Annotated in this window: 13 protein-coding genes; 4 read left to right on the forward strand and 9 right to left on the reverse strand. The window is 72.7% G+C overall.

Annotation, left to right across the window (positions count from 1 at the left end; all coding sequences use genetic code 11):
- Positions 1-24 precede the first annotated feature (24 nt).
- Both B1H29_RS02170 and B1H29_RS02175 read right to left on the reverse strand, forming a co-directional pair.
- Positions 25-1,026 (reverse strand): phosphotransferase, encoded by a 1,002-nt coding sequence (locus B1H29_RS02170; RefSeq protein ID WP_055421386.1) that lies wholly within the window; start codon positions 1,024-1,026, stop codon positions 25-27.
- A gap of 9 nt (positions 1,027-1,035) precedes the next feature.
- On the reverse strand, positions 1,036-2,355 hold the full coding sequence (locus B1H29_RS02175; RefSeq protein ID WP_055421385.1) for an MFS transporter: 1,320 nt from the start codon (positions 2,353-2,355) through the stop codon (positions 1,036-1,038).
- 71 nt (positions 2,356-2,426) lie between these two features.
- Here B1H29_RS02175 and B1H29_RS02180 point away from each other — a divergent pair, with 71 nt between their 5' ends.
- Entirely contained in the window at positions 2,427-3,431 is a 1,005-nt protein-coding gene (locus B1H29_RS02180) for a GlxA family transcriptional regulator (protein ID WP_055421384.1), read from the forward strand.
- A gap of 49 nt (positions 3,432-3,480) precedes the next feature.
- Here B1H29_RS02180 and katG read toward each other — a convergent pair whose 3' ends face one another.
- On the reverse strand, positions 3,481-5,712 hold the full coding sequence (gene katG / locus B1H29_RS02185; RefSeq protein ID WP_055421383.1) for a catalase/peroxidase HPI: 2,232 nt from the start codon (positions 5,710-5,712) through the stop codon (positions 3,481-3,483).
- Between the two features lie 24 nt (positions 5,713-5,736).
- Positions 5,737-6,183 (reverse strand): Fur family transcriptional regulator, encoded by a 447-nt coding sequence (locus tag B1H29_RS02190; RefSeq protein ID WP_055421382.1) that lies wholly within the window; start codon positions 6,181-6,183, stop codon positions 5,737-5,739.
- A 192-nt stretch (positions 6,184-6,375) separates the two neighbouring features.
- On the opposite strand from B1H29_RS02190, the gene B1H29_RS02195 reads away from it, so the two are divergent.
- The gene (locus B1H29_RS02195) at positions 6,376-7,476 is read left to right on the forward strand and encodes a DUF475 domain-containing protein (protein WP_055421637.1); all 1,101 of its coding nucleotides are present in this window, start codon (positions 6,376-6,378) and stop codon (positions 7,474-7,476) included.
- Between the two features lie 128 nt (positions 7,477-7,604).
- Positions 7,605-8,027, forward strand: a complete 423-nt coding sequence (locus B1H29_RS02200) for a DUF350 domain-containing protein (protein ID WP_055421381.1) — start codon at positions 7,605-7,607, stop codon at positions 8,025-8,027.
- A gap of 35 nt (positions 8,028-8,062) precedes the next feature.
- Here the strand turns inward: B1H29_RS02200 and B1H29_RS02205 are convergent, their stop codons facing one another.
- The 5 genes from B1H29_RS02205 to B1H29_RS02225 all read right to left on the reverse strand — a co-directional run bounded on the left by B1H29_RS02205 (position 8,063) and on the right by B1H29_RS02225 (position 12,522).
- On the reverse strand, positions 8,063-9,223 hold the full coding sequence (locus B1H29_RS02205) for an oxygenase MpaB family protein (RefSeq protein WP_055421380.1): 1,161 nt from the start codon (positions 9,221-9,223) through the stop codon (positions 8,063-8,065).
- A gap of 13 nt (positions 9,224-9,236) precedes the next feature.
- Positions 9,237-10,313, reverse strand: coding sequence for a polyprenyl synthetase family protein (locus B1H29_RS02210; RefSeq protein WP_055421379.1), 1,077 nt, complete (start codon positions 10,311-10,313; stop codon positions 9,237-9,239).
- Positions 10,306-10,596: a hypothetical protein gene (locus B1H29_RS02215; protein WP_055421378.1), complete on the reverse strand. Its 291-nt coding sequence runs from the start codon at positions 10,594-10,596 to the stop codon at positions 10,306-10,308. The genes B1H29_RS02210 and B1H29_RS02215 overlap by 8 nt, the downstream gene beginning before the upstream one ends.
- A gap of 140 nt (positions 10,597-10,736) precedes the next feature.
- Positions 10,737-10,928 carry a hypothetical protein gene (locus B1H29_RS02220; RefSeq protein WP_055421377.1) on the reverse strand — a complete coding sequence of 64 codons (192 nt, stop codon included), beginning with the start codon at positions 10,926-10,928 and terminating at the stop codon, positions 10,737-10,739.
- Between the two features lie 520 nt (positions 10,929-11,448).
- Positions 11,449-12,522: a polyprenyl synthetase family protein gene (locus B1H29_RS02225; RefSeq protein ID WP_055421376.1), complete on the reverse strand. Its 1,074-nt coding sequence runs from the start codon at positions 12,520-12,522 to the stop codon at positions 11,449-11,451.
- A 152-nt stretch (positions 12,523-12,674) separates the two neighbouring features.
- Here B1H29_RS02225 and B1H29_RS02230 point away from each other — a divergent pair, with 152 nt between their 5' ends.
- The gene (locus B1H29_RS02230) at positions 12,675-14,594 is read left to right on the forward strand and encodes a TerD family protein (protein WP_055421375.1); all 1,920 of its coding nucleotides are present in this window, start codon (positions 12,675-12,677) and stop codon (positions 14,592-14,594) included.
- Positions 14,595-14,597: the final 3 nt, after the last annotated feature.

Below are 14,597 nucleotides of genomic sequence, written 5' to 3' on the forward strand. Positions count from 1 at the left end.
CGCATCCGCCACTGACAACGACGGCTAGACCGGCGGATCGCCGAGCAGTTCCAGCAGGCAGCGGGCACCGTCCGCGGCCACCGCGGCACGCGCGGGGCCGTACGCCGAGGGGAACAGCCTGCCGTAGGCGCCGGCGCGGCTCAGGGCGCTCAGCCGCCACGCGAGGCTCACCGCACGCCGTAGTTCCGCCGTGCTCCGGCCGCCGCCCGTCCACGGCTCCAGGTAGGCGTCACGCAGTCGCGGCAGTACGTGCGGCCCGTATCGCTCGCGGGCCCGGCGGGCGGGGACCGGCAGGCTGCAGAAGGGGTGCGAGACCACGGCGTCGCCCCAGTCGAAGAACGTGAACCTGCCCGGCGCGGGGCAAAACAGTTGGCCCTCGTGGAGGTCCGCGTGGTCGAGGGAGTCCGGGATGCCCACGGCCGCGAGTTCCGCGCACCAGTCCAGGAGGCGGGGGCGCAGTTCCCGGAGTGCTTCACGTTCCCCCGGCCGCAGCGCGGTGTGGTCGAGCCGGTCGAAGACGCCGGGCAGTGCGGTGGCCGGCGTGCCGGGGACACCCAGCCGCTCGATCTCCCGGGCGTGCGGAGTCAGGGCGTGCTGCATGGCGGCGTACTGGCGCAGCGGCTCTTCCCAGATCCGGGGATTCGCCGGCTCCCGGCCGAGTACGTCACGCAGGAGCGGTCCCCCGTCGGACGACAACGACCAGCCTCGGTCGGCGTCCACGGCAAGCGGCTCGAGTACGTGCTCCGGCACCCAGCGGGCCAGCGCCGCGGTCAACGGGCCCTCGAACGCACTGGCCGGCGGGTTCGCCTTGAACCAGACGGCGCCGCGGCCCTCGACGGCCAGCCGCACCAGGACGGACCAGGGCCGCAGCCGCACCCGCCACTCCCCCGTCGACCGCAGTCCGAGGGCTTCGAGTTCGCCCGCCACCCAGCCGAGGGCCGTGGTCCGCCAGGCCTCGTCCTCCCAGGGAGTCACCGCGTCCCGGTACCGGCCCCGGTCCACGACCACTGAAGTCTCGCTCCGCATCACGCCATGTCAGCATCGCGCTCCACGGGCGGCCACCGCTTTTCGATCCGGCAGCGGCGCCGCGACCACGCGCGGCCCGGCACGGCGGACGGTGAGGGCGAGCAGTGCCGCGGCGGCGCAGGCCCCGCCGAGGACGACCCAGACCGGGTCGTAGGTGGCGAAGACGTCGCGTGCGACGCCGCCGAGGAAGGACGCCAGGGCCGCGCCGACCTGGTGGGCGGCGCTGGTCCAGCCGAAGACGATGGCGCTGTCGTCGCCGTAGAACCGACGGCACAGGGCGATGACCGGCGGCACCGTGGCGAGGTCGAGCAGGCCGAAGAGGACGACGAAGGCCATCATCGGCGGTGTGACGGCCGCGCTCATGATCAGGGGCAGCGTGACCAGCAGGAGGCCGCGCAGGGTGAAGACCACGGCGAGCAGCCTGCGGGCGTCGAAGCGGTCGGTGAGCCACCCGGCGGCGACGGTGCCGAAGACGTTGAAGACGCCGATGAGGGCGAGCAGCGTCGAGGCGGTGGTCACGGGCATGCCGTGGTCGTGGGCGGCGGGGGCGAAATGGGTCCACATGATGCCGTTGGTGGAGGCTCCGCAGACGGCGAACGCGGCCGCCAGCAGCCAGAAGGGAGTGGTGTGCGCGGCCTCGCGCAGGACCCGGAGGGCGCGGCGCGCGGCGCCGGGGACGGGGGCGGGCTTGGGGACGAAGACGGGGCTGCCGTAGGGGCGTCGGCCGCTGTCGGCGGGGTGGTCGCTCAGGGCGAGCCGGACGAGGAGGGCGGTGGCGAGTGCGGCGAGGGCGAGGGTGACCAGGGCGGGGCGCCAGTCGTAGTGGTCGATGGTCCAGGACAGGGCGGGCAGGAAGACCATCTGGCCGAGAACGCCGGCCGAGGAGAGGATGCCGGTGACCAGGCCGCGCCGTTCGGTGAACCAGCGGTTCGCGACGGTGGTGGCGAAGGTCATGGACAGGGACCCGGTGCCCAGGCCGACGAGGAGGCCCCAGAAGAGGGTGAACTGCCAGGCGGCGTCCATGACGGTGGTGAGCAGCGCTCCCCCGGCGACGGCACCGAGGGCGGTGAGGACGATCCGCCGGATGCCGAAGCGGTCCATCAGCGCGGCGGCGAAGGGGGCGGTGAGGCCGTACAGGACCATGTTCACCGAGGCGGCGAGGCCGATGGAGCCGCGGGACCAGTGGAAGTCGCGTTGCAGCGGGCCCTGGAGGATGCCGGGCATGGTGGAGAAGGCGCCGGCGACGACGATCGTGGTCGCGGTGACGGCGGCGACCCACCAGGCGCGGTGTCCGAGGCGGGTGCGGGAGTGTCCGGTCGTGTGGGGCATGGCCCCCACCCTCCGCCGGGCGCCGCACCCAAACCACTGACCGGATGGACATCGAGTGAAAGAATCTGGCCATGAGAAAGACGACGGGTGAGGCGTGGGAGGCGGGGCGGCCGGTGCACCGCGTGGTGGTGTTCGTACGGCCGGGGCTGCTGCCGATGGAACTCGGGATCGTGCACCGCTTGTTCGGCACGGCCGAGGACGACGACGGGCGGCCGTTGTACTCGGTGCTGACGTGCGCGTCCGCGCCGGGCGAGGTCTCCACCGACACCGACTTCAGTGTCAACGTCCCGCACGGACCGGAGGCCTTGGAGAGCGCCGACACGGTGGTGGTGCCCGCGGCCGTGGAGGACTACGGGCCGCAGGAACGGGGGCGGCTCGCCGGCCCGGTGCGCGCGGCGCTGGGCCGGGTTCCCGCGACCGCCCGGCTGGCGTCCATCTGCACCGGCTCGTTCGTGCTGGCCGCGGCCGGTGTGCTGGAGGGGCGCCGGGCCACGACGCACTGGAAGTCCTGCGCCGAACTCGCCTCGCTGTACCCGGAGGTCGACGTCGATCCGGACGTGCTCTACACCGACGACCGGGGCGTGCTCACCTCGGCCGGTGTCGCCGCCGGCATCGACCTGTGCCTGCACATGATCCGCGACGACCACGGCGCGGAGGTGGCGAACACCGTGGCGCGCCGCACGGTGGTGCCGCCGCATCGCGAGGGCGGCCAGGCGCAGTACATCGACCGGCCGATCCGGCAGGTGGACGACTCCTCGACGGCCGCCGCCCGTACCTACGCGCTCCAGCGGATCGGTGAGCCGCTCACCCTGGAGGAGCTCGCGCGGCAGGCGGCGATGAGCGTGCGGACCCTCAACCGGCGGTTCCGGCAGGAGACCGGGGTGACACCCATGCAGTGGCTCGGCCGGCAGCGCCTCGACTACGCCCGGCGGCTGCTGGAGCGCAGCGACGAGCCGGTCGACCGCATCGCCGCCCGCTCCGGTTTCGGCACCGGGACCGCGATGCGCCAGCACTTCCGCGAGGTCCTCGGTGTGTCGCCGCGCGCGTATCGCAACACCTTCCGCGGCACGGCGTAGTACGGGGGCGTCCGGGCCGGGCGCGTGGGCCGGCCCGGACGCCGGTGGGTCAGGCCAGGTCGAACCGGTCGAGGTTCATGACCTTGGTCCAGGCGGCGACGAAGTCGTGCACGAACTTCTCCTTCGCGTCGTCGGCGGCGTAGACCTCCGCCACGGCGCGCAGTTCGGAGTTGGACCCGAAGACGAGGTCCGCCCGGCTGCCGGCCCACTTGGTCTCGCCGGTGGCGGCGTCGCGGCCCTCGAAGGTGTTCTGGTCCTCGGACGTCGCCCTCCACGTCGTGCCCAGGTCGAGCAGGTTGACGAAGAAGTCGTTGGTCAGCGACCCGGGGGTGGTGGTGAACACGCCGAGCTGCGTCTGCTGGTGGTTCGCGCCCAGGACGCGCAGGCCGCCGACGAGGACGGTCAGCTCGGGGGCGCTCAGGGTCAGCAGGTTGGCCCGGTCGAGCAGCAGGTACTCGGCGGGCAGCCGGTTGCCCTTGCCGAGGTAGTTGCGGAACCCGTCGGCGGTCGGCTCCAGCGCGGCGAACGACTCCACGTCGGTCTGCTCCTGCGACGCGTCCACCCGGCCCGGCGTGAAGGGGACCTCGACCTCGAAGCCGGCCTCCTTCGCGGCCCGTTCGACGCCCACGCCACCGGCGAGCACGATCAGGTCGGCGAGCGAGACCCGCTTGCCGCCGCTCTGGGCGGCGTTGAACGACTCCTGGACGCCCTCCAGCGTGCGCAGCACCGACGCCAGCCGGTCGGGGTCGTTCACCTCCCACCCGATCTGCGGCTGGAGACGCACGCGCGCCCCGTTGGCGCCGCCCCGCTTGTCGCTGCCGCGGAAGGACGAGGCGGACGCCCAGGCGGTGGAGACCAGCTCGGACACCGTCAGACCGGAGTCGAGGATCCGGGTCTTGAGGGCGGCGATGTCCGCGGCGTCCACGAGTGCGTGCGTGACCTCGGGCAGCGGGTCCTGCCACAAAAGCGTCTCGGAGGGGACCTCGGGGCCGAGGTAGCGCACGGCCGGGCCCATGTCACGGTGGGTCAGCTTGAACCACGCGCGGGCGAAGGCGTCCGCGAAGGCGTCGAAGTCGTCCTTGAAGCGACGCGAGATCTGCTCGTAGGCCGGGTCGAAGCGCAGCGACAGGTCGGTCGTCAGCATCGTCGGCTGGTGGCTCTTCGACGGGTCGTGGGCGTCGGGTACCGTGCCCGCGCCCGCCCCGTCCTTGGGCCGCCACTGGTGCGCGCCGGCGGGGCTCTTGAACAGCTCCCACTCGTAGCCGAACAGGATCTCGAAGAAGCTGTTGTCCCAGGTGGTCGGCGTGTCCGTCCAGATGCCCTCGAGGCCGCTGGTGATCGTGTCGCCGCCCTTGCCGGTGCCGAAGGTGTTCCGCCAGCCGAGGCCCTGCTCCTCGATCGAGGCGGCCTCGGGGTCGGGGCCGACGTGGTCGGCCGGGCCCGCGCCGTGCGTCTTGCCGAAGGTGTGCCCACCGGCGATGAGGGCGACCGTCTCCTCGTCGTTCATGGCCATCCGGCGGAACGTCTCGCGGATGTCGCGGGCGGCGGCGATCGGGTCCGGGTTGCCGTTGGGGCCCTCCGGGTTGACGTAGATGAGGCCCATCTGGACGGCGCCCAGGGGGTTCTCCAGCTCGCGGTCGCCGGTGTAGCGCTCGTCGCCCAGCCAGGTGGTCTCGGGGCCCCAGTACACGTCGTCCTCGGGCTCCCAGACGTCCGCGCGGCCGCCGGCGTACCCGAAGGTCTTGAAGCCCATCGACTCCAGGGCGACGTTGCCCGCCAGGATCAGCAGGTCGGCCCACGACAGGCTCCGGCCGTACTTCTTCTTGACCGGCCACAGCAGGCGGCGGGCCTTGTCCAGGTTGCCGTTGTCGGGCCAGCTGTTGAGCGGCGCGAAGCGCTGCTGACCGGCTCCGGCACCGCCGCGGCCGTCACTGATCCGGTAGGTGCCCGCGCTGTGCCAGGCCATGCGGACGATGAACGGACCGTAGTGCCCGAAGTCGGCGGGCCACCAGTCCTGCGAGGTGGTCAGTACGTCGGCGATGTCCCGTTTGACGGTCGGCAGGTCCAGGGTCCGGAACGCCGCGGCGTAGTCGAACTCCTCGCCCAGCGGGTTGGACACGGCGGGGTTCTTGGCGAGGATCTTCAGGTTGAGCCGTTCCGGCCACCACTGGCGGTTTCCGTCTCCCTGTGTGGGGTGCGGGGCGCGTCCGTGGGCGACCGGGCAGCCACCCGCCTCCTCGGTTTTCGCGTCGGTCACGATGGCATCGTGGTTCTCGGACATGGGAATCCTTCCGAACGGGGCGGATCAAGGTGCTGGGGAACTGCCGGTGGTGGAGCAGTCGGGGCACAGGCCCCGGTAGATGACCTCGGCCTCGTCTATCGAGAAGCCGTGGTCGTCGGAGGCGGTCAGACAGGGCGCCTCGCCGACGGCGCAGTCGACGTCGGCGAGCGCACCGCAGGACCGGCACAGGACGTGGTGGTGGTTGTCCCCCACCCGTCCCTCGAACCGCGCCGGACCGCCGGGCGGCTGGATGCGGCGCACGAGCCCGGCCGCGGTGAGCGCGTGCAGGGCCTCGTACACGGCCTGGAGGGAGACGTGGCCCACGCGCCGGCGCACTCCGGCGGCGATCGCCTCGACGCCGAGGTGATCGCCCCGCCGGACGGTCTCGAGCAGCGCGACACGGGCCGCGGTCACGCGCAGACCGGCTCCGCGCAGTTCCGGAGCGACGGCCGGATCCCGGGATGCGGTCATGGCGGCGAACCTACTCCCGTAAACACGAACGACTCAAGGAAACGAACCGATCCATTCTGATGACCGCCGGGTGCCGCGCCCGGCCTGCCCCGGGGACGGCGAAACGATCGTGGTAGACACCCTTGGCGGGGGGCACTGGCAAGGAATGCCACATCCCGGCACAGCGCGACAACAGGAGTGAGTGAGCAGCCCGTGCTATTGAAGACGTTCCGTTGGGCCTTCGCCGTCACTGCCCTGGGCCTGGCCGCGGGAGTGCTGTACGACGGGTGGACCGCCTTCGGCCTGGTTGCCATCCTCGCCGTGCTGGAGATCTCCCTGTCCTTCGACAACGCGGTGATCAACGCCGGGATCCTGAAGAAGATGAGCGCCTTCTGGCAGAAGATCTTCCTCACCGTCGGCATCCTGATCGCCGTCTTCGGCATGCGCCTGGTCTTCCCGGTCGTCATCGTCGCGGTCAGCGCCCGGTTGAGCCCCTGGTCCGCGGTGCACCTGGCGCTCACGGACAAGGAGCGTTACCAGGAGCTGGTGACGGACGCCCATCCGTCGATCGCCGCCTTCGGTGGCATGTTCCTCCTGATGATCTTTCTCGACTTCGTCTTCGAGGACCGGGAGATCAAGTGGCTCGGCCGGCTGGAGCGCCCGCTGGCCAAGCTCGGCAGGGTCGACATGCTGTCGGTCTGCGTCGCCCTGATCGCGCTGCTGGCCTCCGCGCTCACCTTCGGCGCCCACGCCCACCAGCACGGCGGCACCCATGTCGACAAGACGGAGACGGTCCTCCTCGCCGGTGTCGCCGGTCTGATCACGTACATGGTCGTCGGCGGTCTCTCCGGCTTCTTCGAGGGCAAGCTCGAACGGGAGGAGGAGCGCGAGCACGCGGCCGAGGAAGAGGCCGAACGCGCGGGCGGGTCCCGCTCGGCCGTCGCCCTCACCGGCAAGGCCGCGTTCTTCATGTTCCTCTACCTCGAGGTGCTGGACGCGTCGTTCTCCTTCGACGGCGTCATCGGCGCCTTCGCCATCACCAACGACATCGTCCTGATGGCGATCGGCCTGGGCATCGGCGCCATGTACGTCCGGTCGCTGACCGTCTACCTGGTCCGCCAGGGCACCCTCGACGACTACGTCTACCTGGAGCACGGCGCGCACTACGCCATCGGCGCCCTCGCCACCGTCCTCCTGGTGACCATCCGGTACGAGATCAACGAGATCATCACCGGCCTCATCGGCGTGGTCCTGATCGGCGCCTCCTTCTGGTCCTCGGTGCGGCGCAACCGTGCGCCGGCGGCGGATTCCTGACTCCGCGTCCGGCCGGATCACCGCGTTGCCGGACCGCGCGAGTCCTGGGGCCGAACGGGTGCGCTACATTTTGCAGCGCCTTGACCACGATCACTCACGATCTCTCACGCTACGGAGCCGGCAACCCCATGAGCGACATCGTCAACGGACTCGGCCGAGCCACCGCCTACGGCGGCCTGGGGCTGGTCCTCCTGGTCCTCGGCATCGTCCTGGTCGACGTGCTGACGCCCGGAAAGCTCGGCCGGCAGATCTGGGAGCAGCGCAACCGCAACGCGGCCATGGTGCTCAGCTCCGCGCTGCTCGGTATCGGCGGCATCGTGTTCACCTCCATCTGGACGACGTACGAGGACTTCGGCAAGGGCCTGGTGTCCACCGCGGCGTTCGGCCTTCTCGGGCTCGTGATGATGGCCGTGGCCTTCCTGGTGGTCGACCTGATCACCCCGGGGCGGCTGGGCGCGACGCTGGTCGAGCCGGAGCCCCACCCCGCGGTGTGGGTGACGGCCTCCTGCAACCTGGCCGTCTCCGCGGTCATCTCGGCCTCCATCGCCTGACGCCCCTCCTTTTCCCGCCCGCGCCCGCCGTGACTTCAGGAGACGGTCGCGGGCGGCGGGGTCCAGCGGCGGCGGCGGGTGGCGGCGCCGGAGACGCCGTAGTCCTTCTTCAGTTGTTCGGGGATGGCGTAGTGCATGACGCGTCCACGGGTGAGGGAGGACAGTTCGAGGATCGTGGTGAGGTGGCCCAGCCGGTCCAGCGCCCACGCGCCCAGGGACGAGCGGTCCTCGATCGTCTCGAGTACGCCGAGGAGGCGGGGGGCGGCCTTCACGGCGGTGTCCCAGTTGCTGCGGGGAACGGCTAGCCAGTCGGCGCAGGTGTCGCCGACGAGGTAGCGGATCAGGGCCGGGACGACCGGGTCGAGGAGGGTGCCGGGGACCACTTCCTCGTACAGGTCGATCAACTGCCTCGTCAGGTGGGCGCCTTCCTCGGAGGGGCCCATGTGGCGCAGCATGTACAGGTCGAGGAACCGCCGCCCTTCGTCGAGGCTGGTGGGGACGGCCGACTGGTCGACGCCGAGCACGGCGCCGACCACGCGCCAGGCGTAGAAGTAGGCGTCCGCTCCTTCCGCGGACATGTGGATGCCGAGCCGGTGCAGGCTGTCCAGGACGAGCAGGGAGAAGAACATCTGCCCGCCGATCATGTCCTCCTGGCAGATCGGCACGCCGAGGGTGCCGGTGTCCCAGCGGTTCTCCCGCTTGAGGTGGTGGCGGATGGCGGCGTGCAGCAGGCGTACCTTCTGGGCGGCCGGGATGAAGCGCCCGCCGGCCTCGAAGGCGTCCGGCTGCATGAGGTAGACGGTGAACTGGCCGGTCTCCGCCATCCGTTTGGAGGGGTAGCTCAGCCCGTGGGTGGCCGACAGCAGCCTGGCGACGTGCGGGACGACGTAGCAGGCGGGCATCGACGCGAACGACAACGCGGTGGAGATGTGCACGTTGTTGTCGATGAAGAACAGGCGTGCCTTCTCCATCTCGGCCCAGTCCACCCAGGCCGGCGGGGTGCCGGTCGCCCGCAGGTACTCCCGGGCCACCCCGGGAAGGCCGTCCGGCAGTTCCTGGCCGCTGGTGGAGACGTAGCGCATCAGGGAGTTGAACTTGCCGACCTCGCCGCGCTCGAAGAGGGTGGCGACGACGGCGTCGGCCAGTTCGTCGCCGCCGTGGCGCAGGGCGTCCATCGACGTCTCGGTGTAGGTCATCGCGGTCTCCTCGTCAGTGGATGCGGTCGGTGGCCTGCTGGGCGAGCTCGCGCAGTGCCCGGCGCGCCCGCGGTGGCGTCCCGGCGGCGTCCAGGGCGCGGGTGGCCCGCTCCACGCGGTCGAGGATCATCCGCTCGACCCGTTGCGGTGCCTTCAGCTCCAGCATGAGGTCGCGCACCTCGCGCAGATGGGTTCCGTCCAGGTCGCTCCGGCCCAGCACCCCGCGCAACCGCTCCCGCTGGGCCGCGTCGGCGGCCTGCCAGGTCTCGGCCAGCAGTGCGGTGGGCCGGTGGGTGCGCAGGTCGTCCAGGCCCGCCTTGCCGGTGCGCTCCGGGTCGCCGAACAGGCCGAGCAGGTCGTCGCGCAGTTGGAAGGCCTCGCCGAGCGGCAGGCCGTAGGCGGAGTAGGTGTCCCGCAGTGCGGCCGGGGCGCCGGCCAGCAGACCGCCGATGAGCAGGGGGTGCTCGACGGTGTACTTGGCGGTCTTGTACCGCACCACCTTCAGGGAGGTCGCGGTGTCCGGTCGTCCGCCGGTGTGGAGGATCTCCAGGCACTCGCCGGCGATGAGTTCGCGGGCGAGCGCCGCCCACAGGCCCCGGGCGCGGGTGAGGTAGGCGGCGGGGAGACCGCTGGTGGTGAACAAGTGTCCGGCGAGGGCCATCAGGTGATCACCCACCAGCATGGCCAGGGACCGGGCGGCCGCGCGGACCCGGCGGCGGCCGTCCCGGTCGGGCACCGGGGCCGCCGCCAGTACGGCTTCCAGGGCGACGTGGGCGGTGGGCAGGCCGTGGCGCAGGCCGCTGTCGTCGATGAGGTCGTCGTGGACGATCGCCGCGGCGTGCACCAGTTCCATGGCGGTCGCCGCCCGCACCAGGGCGTCGCTGTCCGGCTGTCCGGCCGCCCGCCAGCCCCAGTAGCAGAAGGCCGCTCGCAGCCGTTTGCCGTGCCCGGCCGCGCTCCGCAACCGGTCGGCCACGGGTTCGAGAGCGTCGTCGAGGGCCACGAGGTGGCCGGCCTCCTCGTCCAGGAAGCTCCGCAGGACGCCGTCGACGCGGGTCTTGAAGGCGGCCGGGTCCCAGCGGTCAGACATCGCCGCCGTCGGCAGCCCGCCGCTCCCGCACGTGCCGGGCGAGTACCTCAAGGTGGGCGGGGGGCACGTTCGTGCACCGGTCCACGGCCAGCCTGCCCCGGGCCCGGAGATCCTGTTCCGCCTCCCTTACCAGGTCGGCGGTGTCCGAGCGGCCGAGGAGCCCGCGCAGCCCGTCCACCGCCGAGCCGATCGTGCTCACCGCCAGGTCGGCGAGTCCGGCGACCAGCAGCAGGGTCTGATCGTCCGGGCCCGGGCCCGGGCCCCGTCGCGTCGAGTGCGTCATGCCTGTCCCCCAGGGGGTCGCGTCGTCACGAATGCGCCTGGTCAACGACGCATCCGGTCAGAGCATGACCGGGCACACGGGGCGGAAGATCCCGAATCCCCCTTTGAGCGACACGGGGAACAGGTGTCAGAGGGTCCGGTTCAGTCGCCCGTGTCGCCCTGCCCGCCCGCGCGTCGGCCGGAGCCCTTGGAGCTGCGCAGCAGTTCGCCCGCCGCCAGTGTCACGGCGGCCACCGCACGCGCCCAGCGCGGACCGCCCCGCGCCGCCCAGGCGACGCAGACACACCCTCCGACTACGAGCACGAGGACACCGGACAGGGCCGGCACGGCCACGTTCCTCCCCCTCTTTTTCCTGCTTCCCACTGCCGCGATCCGCCCCATCCTGCCAGTTGGCGGGCAGCGGGCAGGCGCCTCGACCGGCGCGGCATCACTTGCCCTCTGCCGGACGCGGGGCGGGCAGGCGGCGTCCGGCCGCGCCCCGGAGGACCGGAAGGCGCACGGCGGCTCCCCCGTGCGGGCGGTATCGCCCGGTACTCCGGCGCGGGCCCGGCGGCGTGGTGACGGCACGGTCCCGCCGCCACCGCCGGCCGTCGTACGGCCGGGACGCCGCCGGTCGCGGGCCCGGCCCGCCGGCCGGCGAGGCAGCGCCCAACCGCGCTCCGCGGCCCCGGCACGGCCTGCCGGAGCCGCCGGCGGAGGCGGGCTGCTCAGTGCCCTCGCTCCCGGCACCGCCACCCCGCGGCGTCCGACCGGGCCACGGCCCGTCCACTCTCCGGCGTGCCGGAGACCCTCGTCCGTCCGCTCACCGTGCGCGGGAGACCAGGGTCAGCCGACCGACCGGTGCGCGACCTGTTCACCCGGCCCGCTCGACGCTCCACTGCGGCACCCGCTCGAAGAAGGCGACCGCCTCCTCCCGCCACCGGGGCCGCCAGCCCTCGGCCACCAGGCGGGCCTGCTCGGCGTACCGCCGCATGTCCGTCCGCATCCGGTCGGCCACACCCCGGCGCTCCCCGATCTCGCGGATCGCGGCGACGGCCCGCGGCGTGCGGGACGGGTTGCCCAGGGCCTCCTCGACGACGGCGCGCTCGGTGCCGTGCACGGCGGCCAGCAGTCGGGCGACGGTGTAACTGTGCCTGCCCTCGCGGATGTCCGTGCCCGTCGGCTTGCCCATCGCGGCCTCGTCGCCGAACAGGTCCAGGTAGTCGTCGCGCATCTGCCCGCAGATGCCGACCAGTCGCGCGTAGCGCCGCAACTCCTCCTCGTGGGCGGCCGGTTGTTCGCCCGCGGCCAGGAGCCCGAGCTCCAGGGGGGCGAGGACCGAGTAGCGGGCCGACTTGCGGTCGGCCACGTCGTGCAGGACTTCGTCGTCCGGGGCCTCGGCAGCGAAGTCGCGCTCCAGGTCGATGATCTGGCCCACGAACGTGTCGGCCGCGGCCCGTGTCTGCACTTCGACCATGGCCTGACGCACCCCGACCGGAAGCCTGGCGTCCAGGAGCACGCGCAGCGAGAGGGCCAGCGCCAGGTCACCCGCGAGTACGGTGAGCCCGAGTGCCGCCCGCGGGTGCCGGGGGAACCGCTCCCGGTAGGCGTGGTAGGTGGTGGGCCCGCCCCGGCGGGTGGCGCTGTCGTCGATGAGGTCGTCGTGCACCAGGCCGTGGGTCTGCAGCAGTTCGACGCTCAGCGCGGCGGCGTCCAGCCCTTCGACCGGCTCGTCGGTCACCAGGCGCGCGGCCTCGTGGAGCAGCACGACCCGCATCCGCTTGCCGCCGCGCAGGGACAGGTCGCGCAGCAGCTCCAGGCAGTCGGGGGTGAAGCGGCTGAACGACGGCGCGTCCAACGTCGTGCCCAGCGTGTCGAAGTACTCCGCGAAGAGCGCGTTGAACCGTCGCTCGTACCGGGCGACACGGTCCGGCAACTGCTCGGTCATGGCGAAGTCCTCCTGGGGGCCGGGCGGCTGGCAGGCAAGCAGTGTGCCAGGGAGCGTCCGGCCGCCGAGCAGGGAGTGCCGAGTATGGCGCATAACGGGATCAATCGGCATTCGAGTTGAAGGAACCGTGGATACGCCTCCATCCTTCCTCCATGTCTCTCACGTCTGCCGCCGCCGATCCGTCCGCCCTGCGCGACTACGCCTTCGAATGGGCGTTGGTCGACGTGGAGACCTCAGGTCTCGTTCCGCGCCGTGACCGGGTGCTGTCCGTGGCCGTGGTGACGCTGGGCCCGGACGGTGAGCAGACCGGCGAGTTCTCGACGCTGGTGGACCCCGGTTGCGACCCGGGACCGGTGCACGTGCACGGTCTCACGGCCGAGCGGCTGCGCGGGGCCCCGGCGTTCGAGCAGGTGGCCGAACGGATCGGCGCGCTGCTGGAGGGGCGGGTGCTGGTCGCCCACAACGCCCAGTTCGACTACGACTTCCTCGCCCACGAGTTCGCGCGGGCGCGACTGCGGCTGCCCGTGGCCAGGCGGTTGTGCACGTTGGCCCTGAACCGCCGCGTGGACCCGCCGACCGGCGACCTGCGACTCGGCACGCTGGCCGCGCACTACGGCGTCCCTCAGCTCAAGGCGCACGACGCGCTGGACGACACCCGAGTGCTGGCCGGCGTGCTGCGTGCCTCGCTGCGGGAGGCGGCGCAACTGGACCTGGCCCTGCCGCTGGTGACCTGCCCGCCCCGGCAGGACGCGCGGTTCGCGCCGCAGCCGCCGAAGGCACCGTGCGCCTTCCGCAACCCGGGACGTCTCACCGCGGGCGGTCCGCTGGTGCAGGGCATGAAGATCGCCGTCACCGGGGAGACCCGGACGGCGCGGGCGGATCTGCTGCTGCGGGGCGCCGCGGCGGGACTGAACATGATGACCTCCGTCAGCCGGCACACCAGCGCCCTGGTCGCCAACGACCTGACGGCCGGCTCCGCCAAGGCCCGGCGCGCGCTCGCCGAGGGCGTTCCCGTCGTCGACGAGGCGGCCTTTCTGCGGCTGCTGGACGACGTCCGGCCCGGCGTCTCGCACGAGGGCGCGCGACCGGAGACCGACGCCGCGCCCTCCTCCGGCTCACCCGCGCTGCCCGCCGTCCCCACGCCGCGCGCGCCCGGTGCCGCCGAGGCCGACGCCCCGCAGGCCGGCCCGCCCGTCCCGGCCGCGCCGACGGAGCAGGCCCCGCAGGCCGCCGGCCCGAAGCCCGGCAGGCGCCCCGGGAAACCGCGCGGCCCGCTGACCGGACGGCGGGTCCTCGTGCTCGGCGGCACCCACCCCGACGCGGTGGCCGCCCGTACCCGCGTCGTCGAGCTCGGCGGGGCCGCGGCCATCAATCTGTCCGCCGGAGTCACCGACGTGGTCGTCCTCGACGGCGGGCACACCGACCGCAGGCTGCCCCGCATCACCGCACTCCTGCTGCCCACCCACGACGCCGCGTGGCTGGTCGCACCGGTCGTCACGGCCGCGCCGAGCGCCGACGACCGGCGTACGGCCGGGCATGTGCTGCCGCGCGGCGGCGTCGTCGACCTGCCGCTGCCGGACGGGCGGGGGCCGGCGCACCGCTGGACGGTCACCGCGTCCTGGGCGCAGCAGACGGCGTGCGAGATCGACGTGGTCGCGTTCGTGCTGGACGAGGACGAGCAGGTCTCCTTCGACGAGGACTTCGTCTTCTACGGCGCCCCGGAGAACCCGGGCGGGACGGTGCGGCTGCTGTGCGACGGTCCGACCGAGCAGACCGTCAGCGTGGACCTCGCCACCCTGCCGCCCTCGGCCCGCAAGGTCGTGATCGCCGCCGCCATCGACGGCTCCCCCGCCTTCGGTGACGTCGGCGCCCTGCACATCGTCTCCGGCCCCGGCAGCAGCGCCGCGGCACTCGCGCAGGCCACACTGGACGCGGCCACGACCGAGCGCACCATGCTGCTCGCGGAGATCTACCGGCGCGGGCAGAGCTGGCGGCTGCGGGCCGTCGGCCAGGGCTACGACCACGGCCTCGGAGCTCTCGCCCGGAGCTACGGCGTGGACGTCGCCGACTGACCG

Origin of the sequence: Streptomyces pactum, from assembly GCF_002005225.1 — a bacterium.
Taxonomy (GTDB): Bacteria; Actinomycetota; Actinomycetes; order Streptomycetales; family Streptomycetaceae; genus Streptomyces; species Streptomyces pactum_A.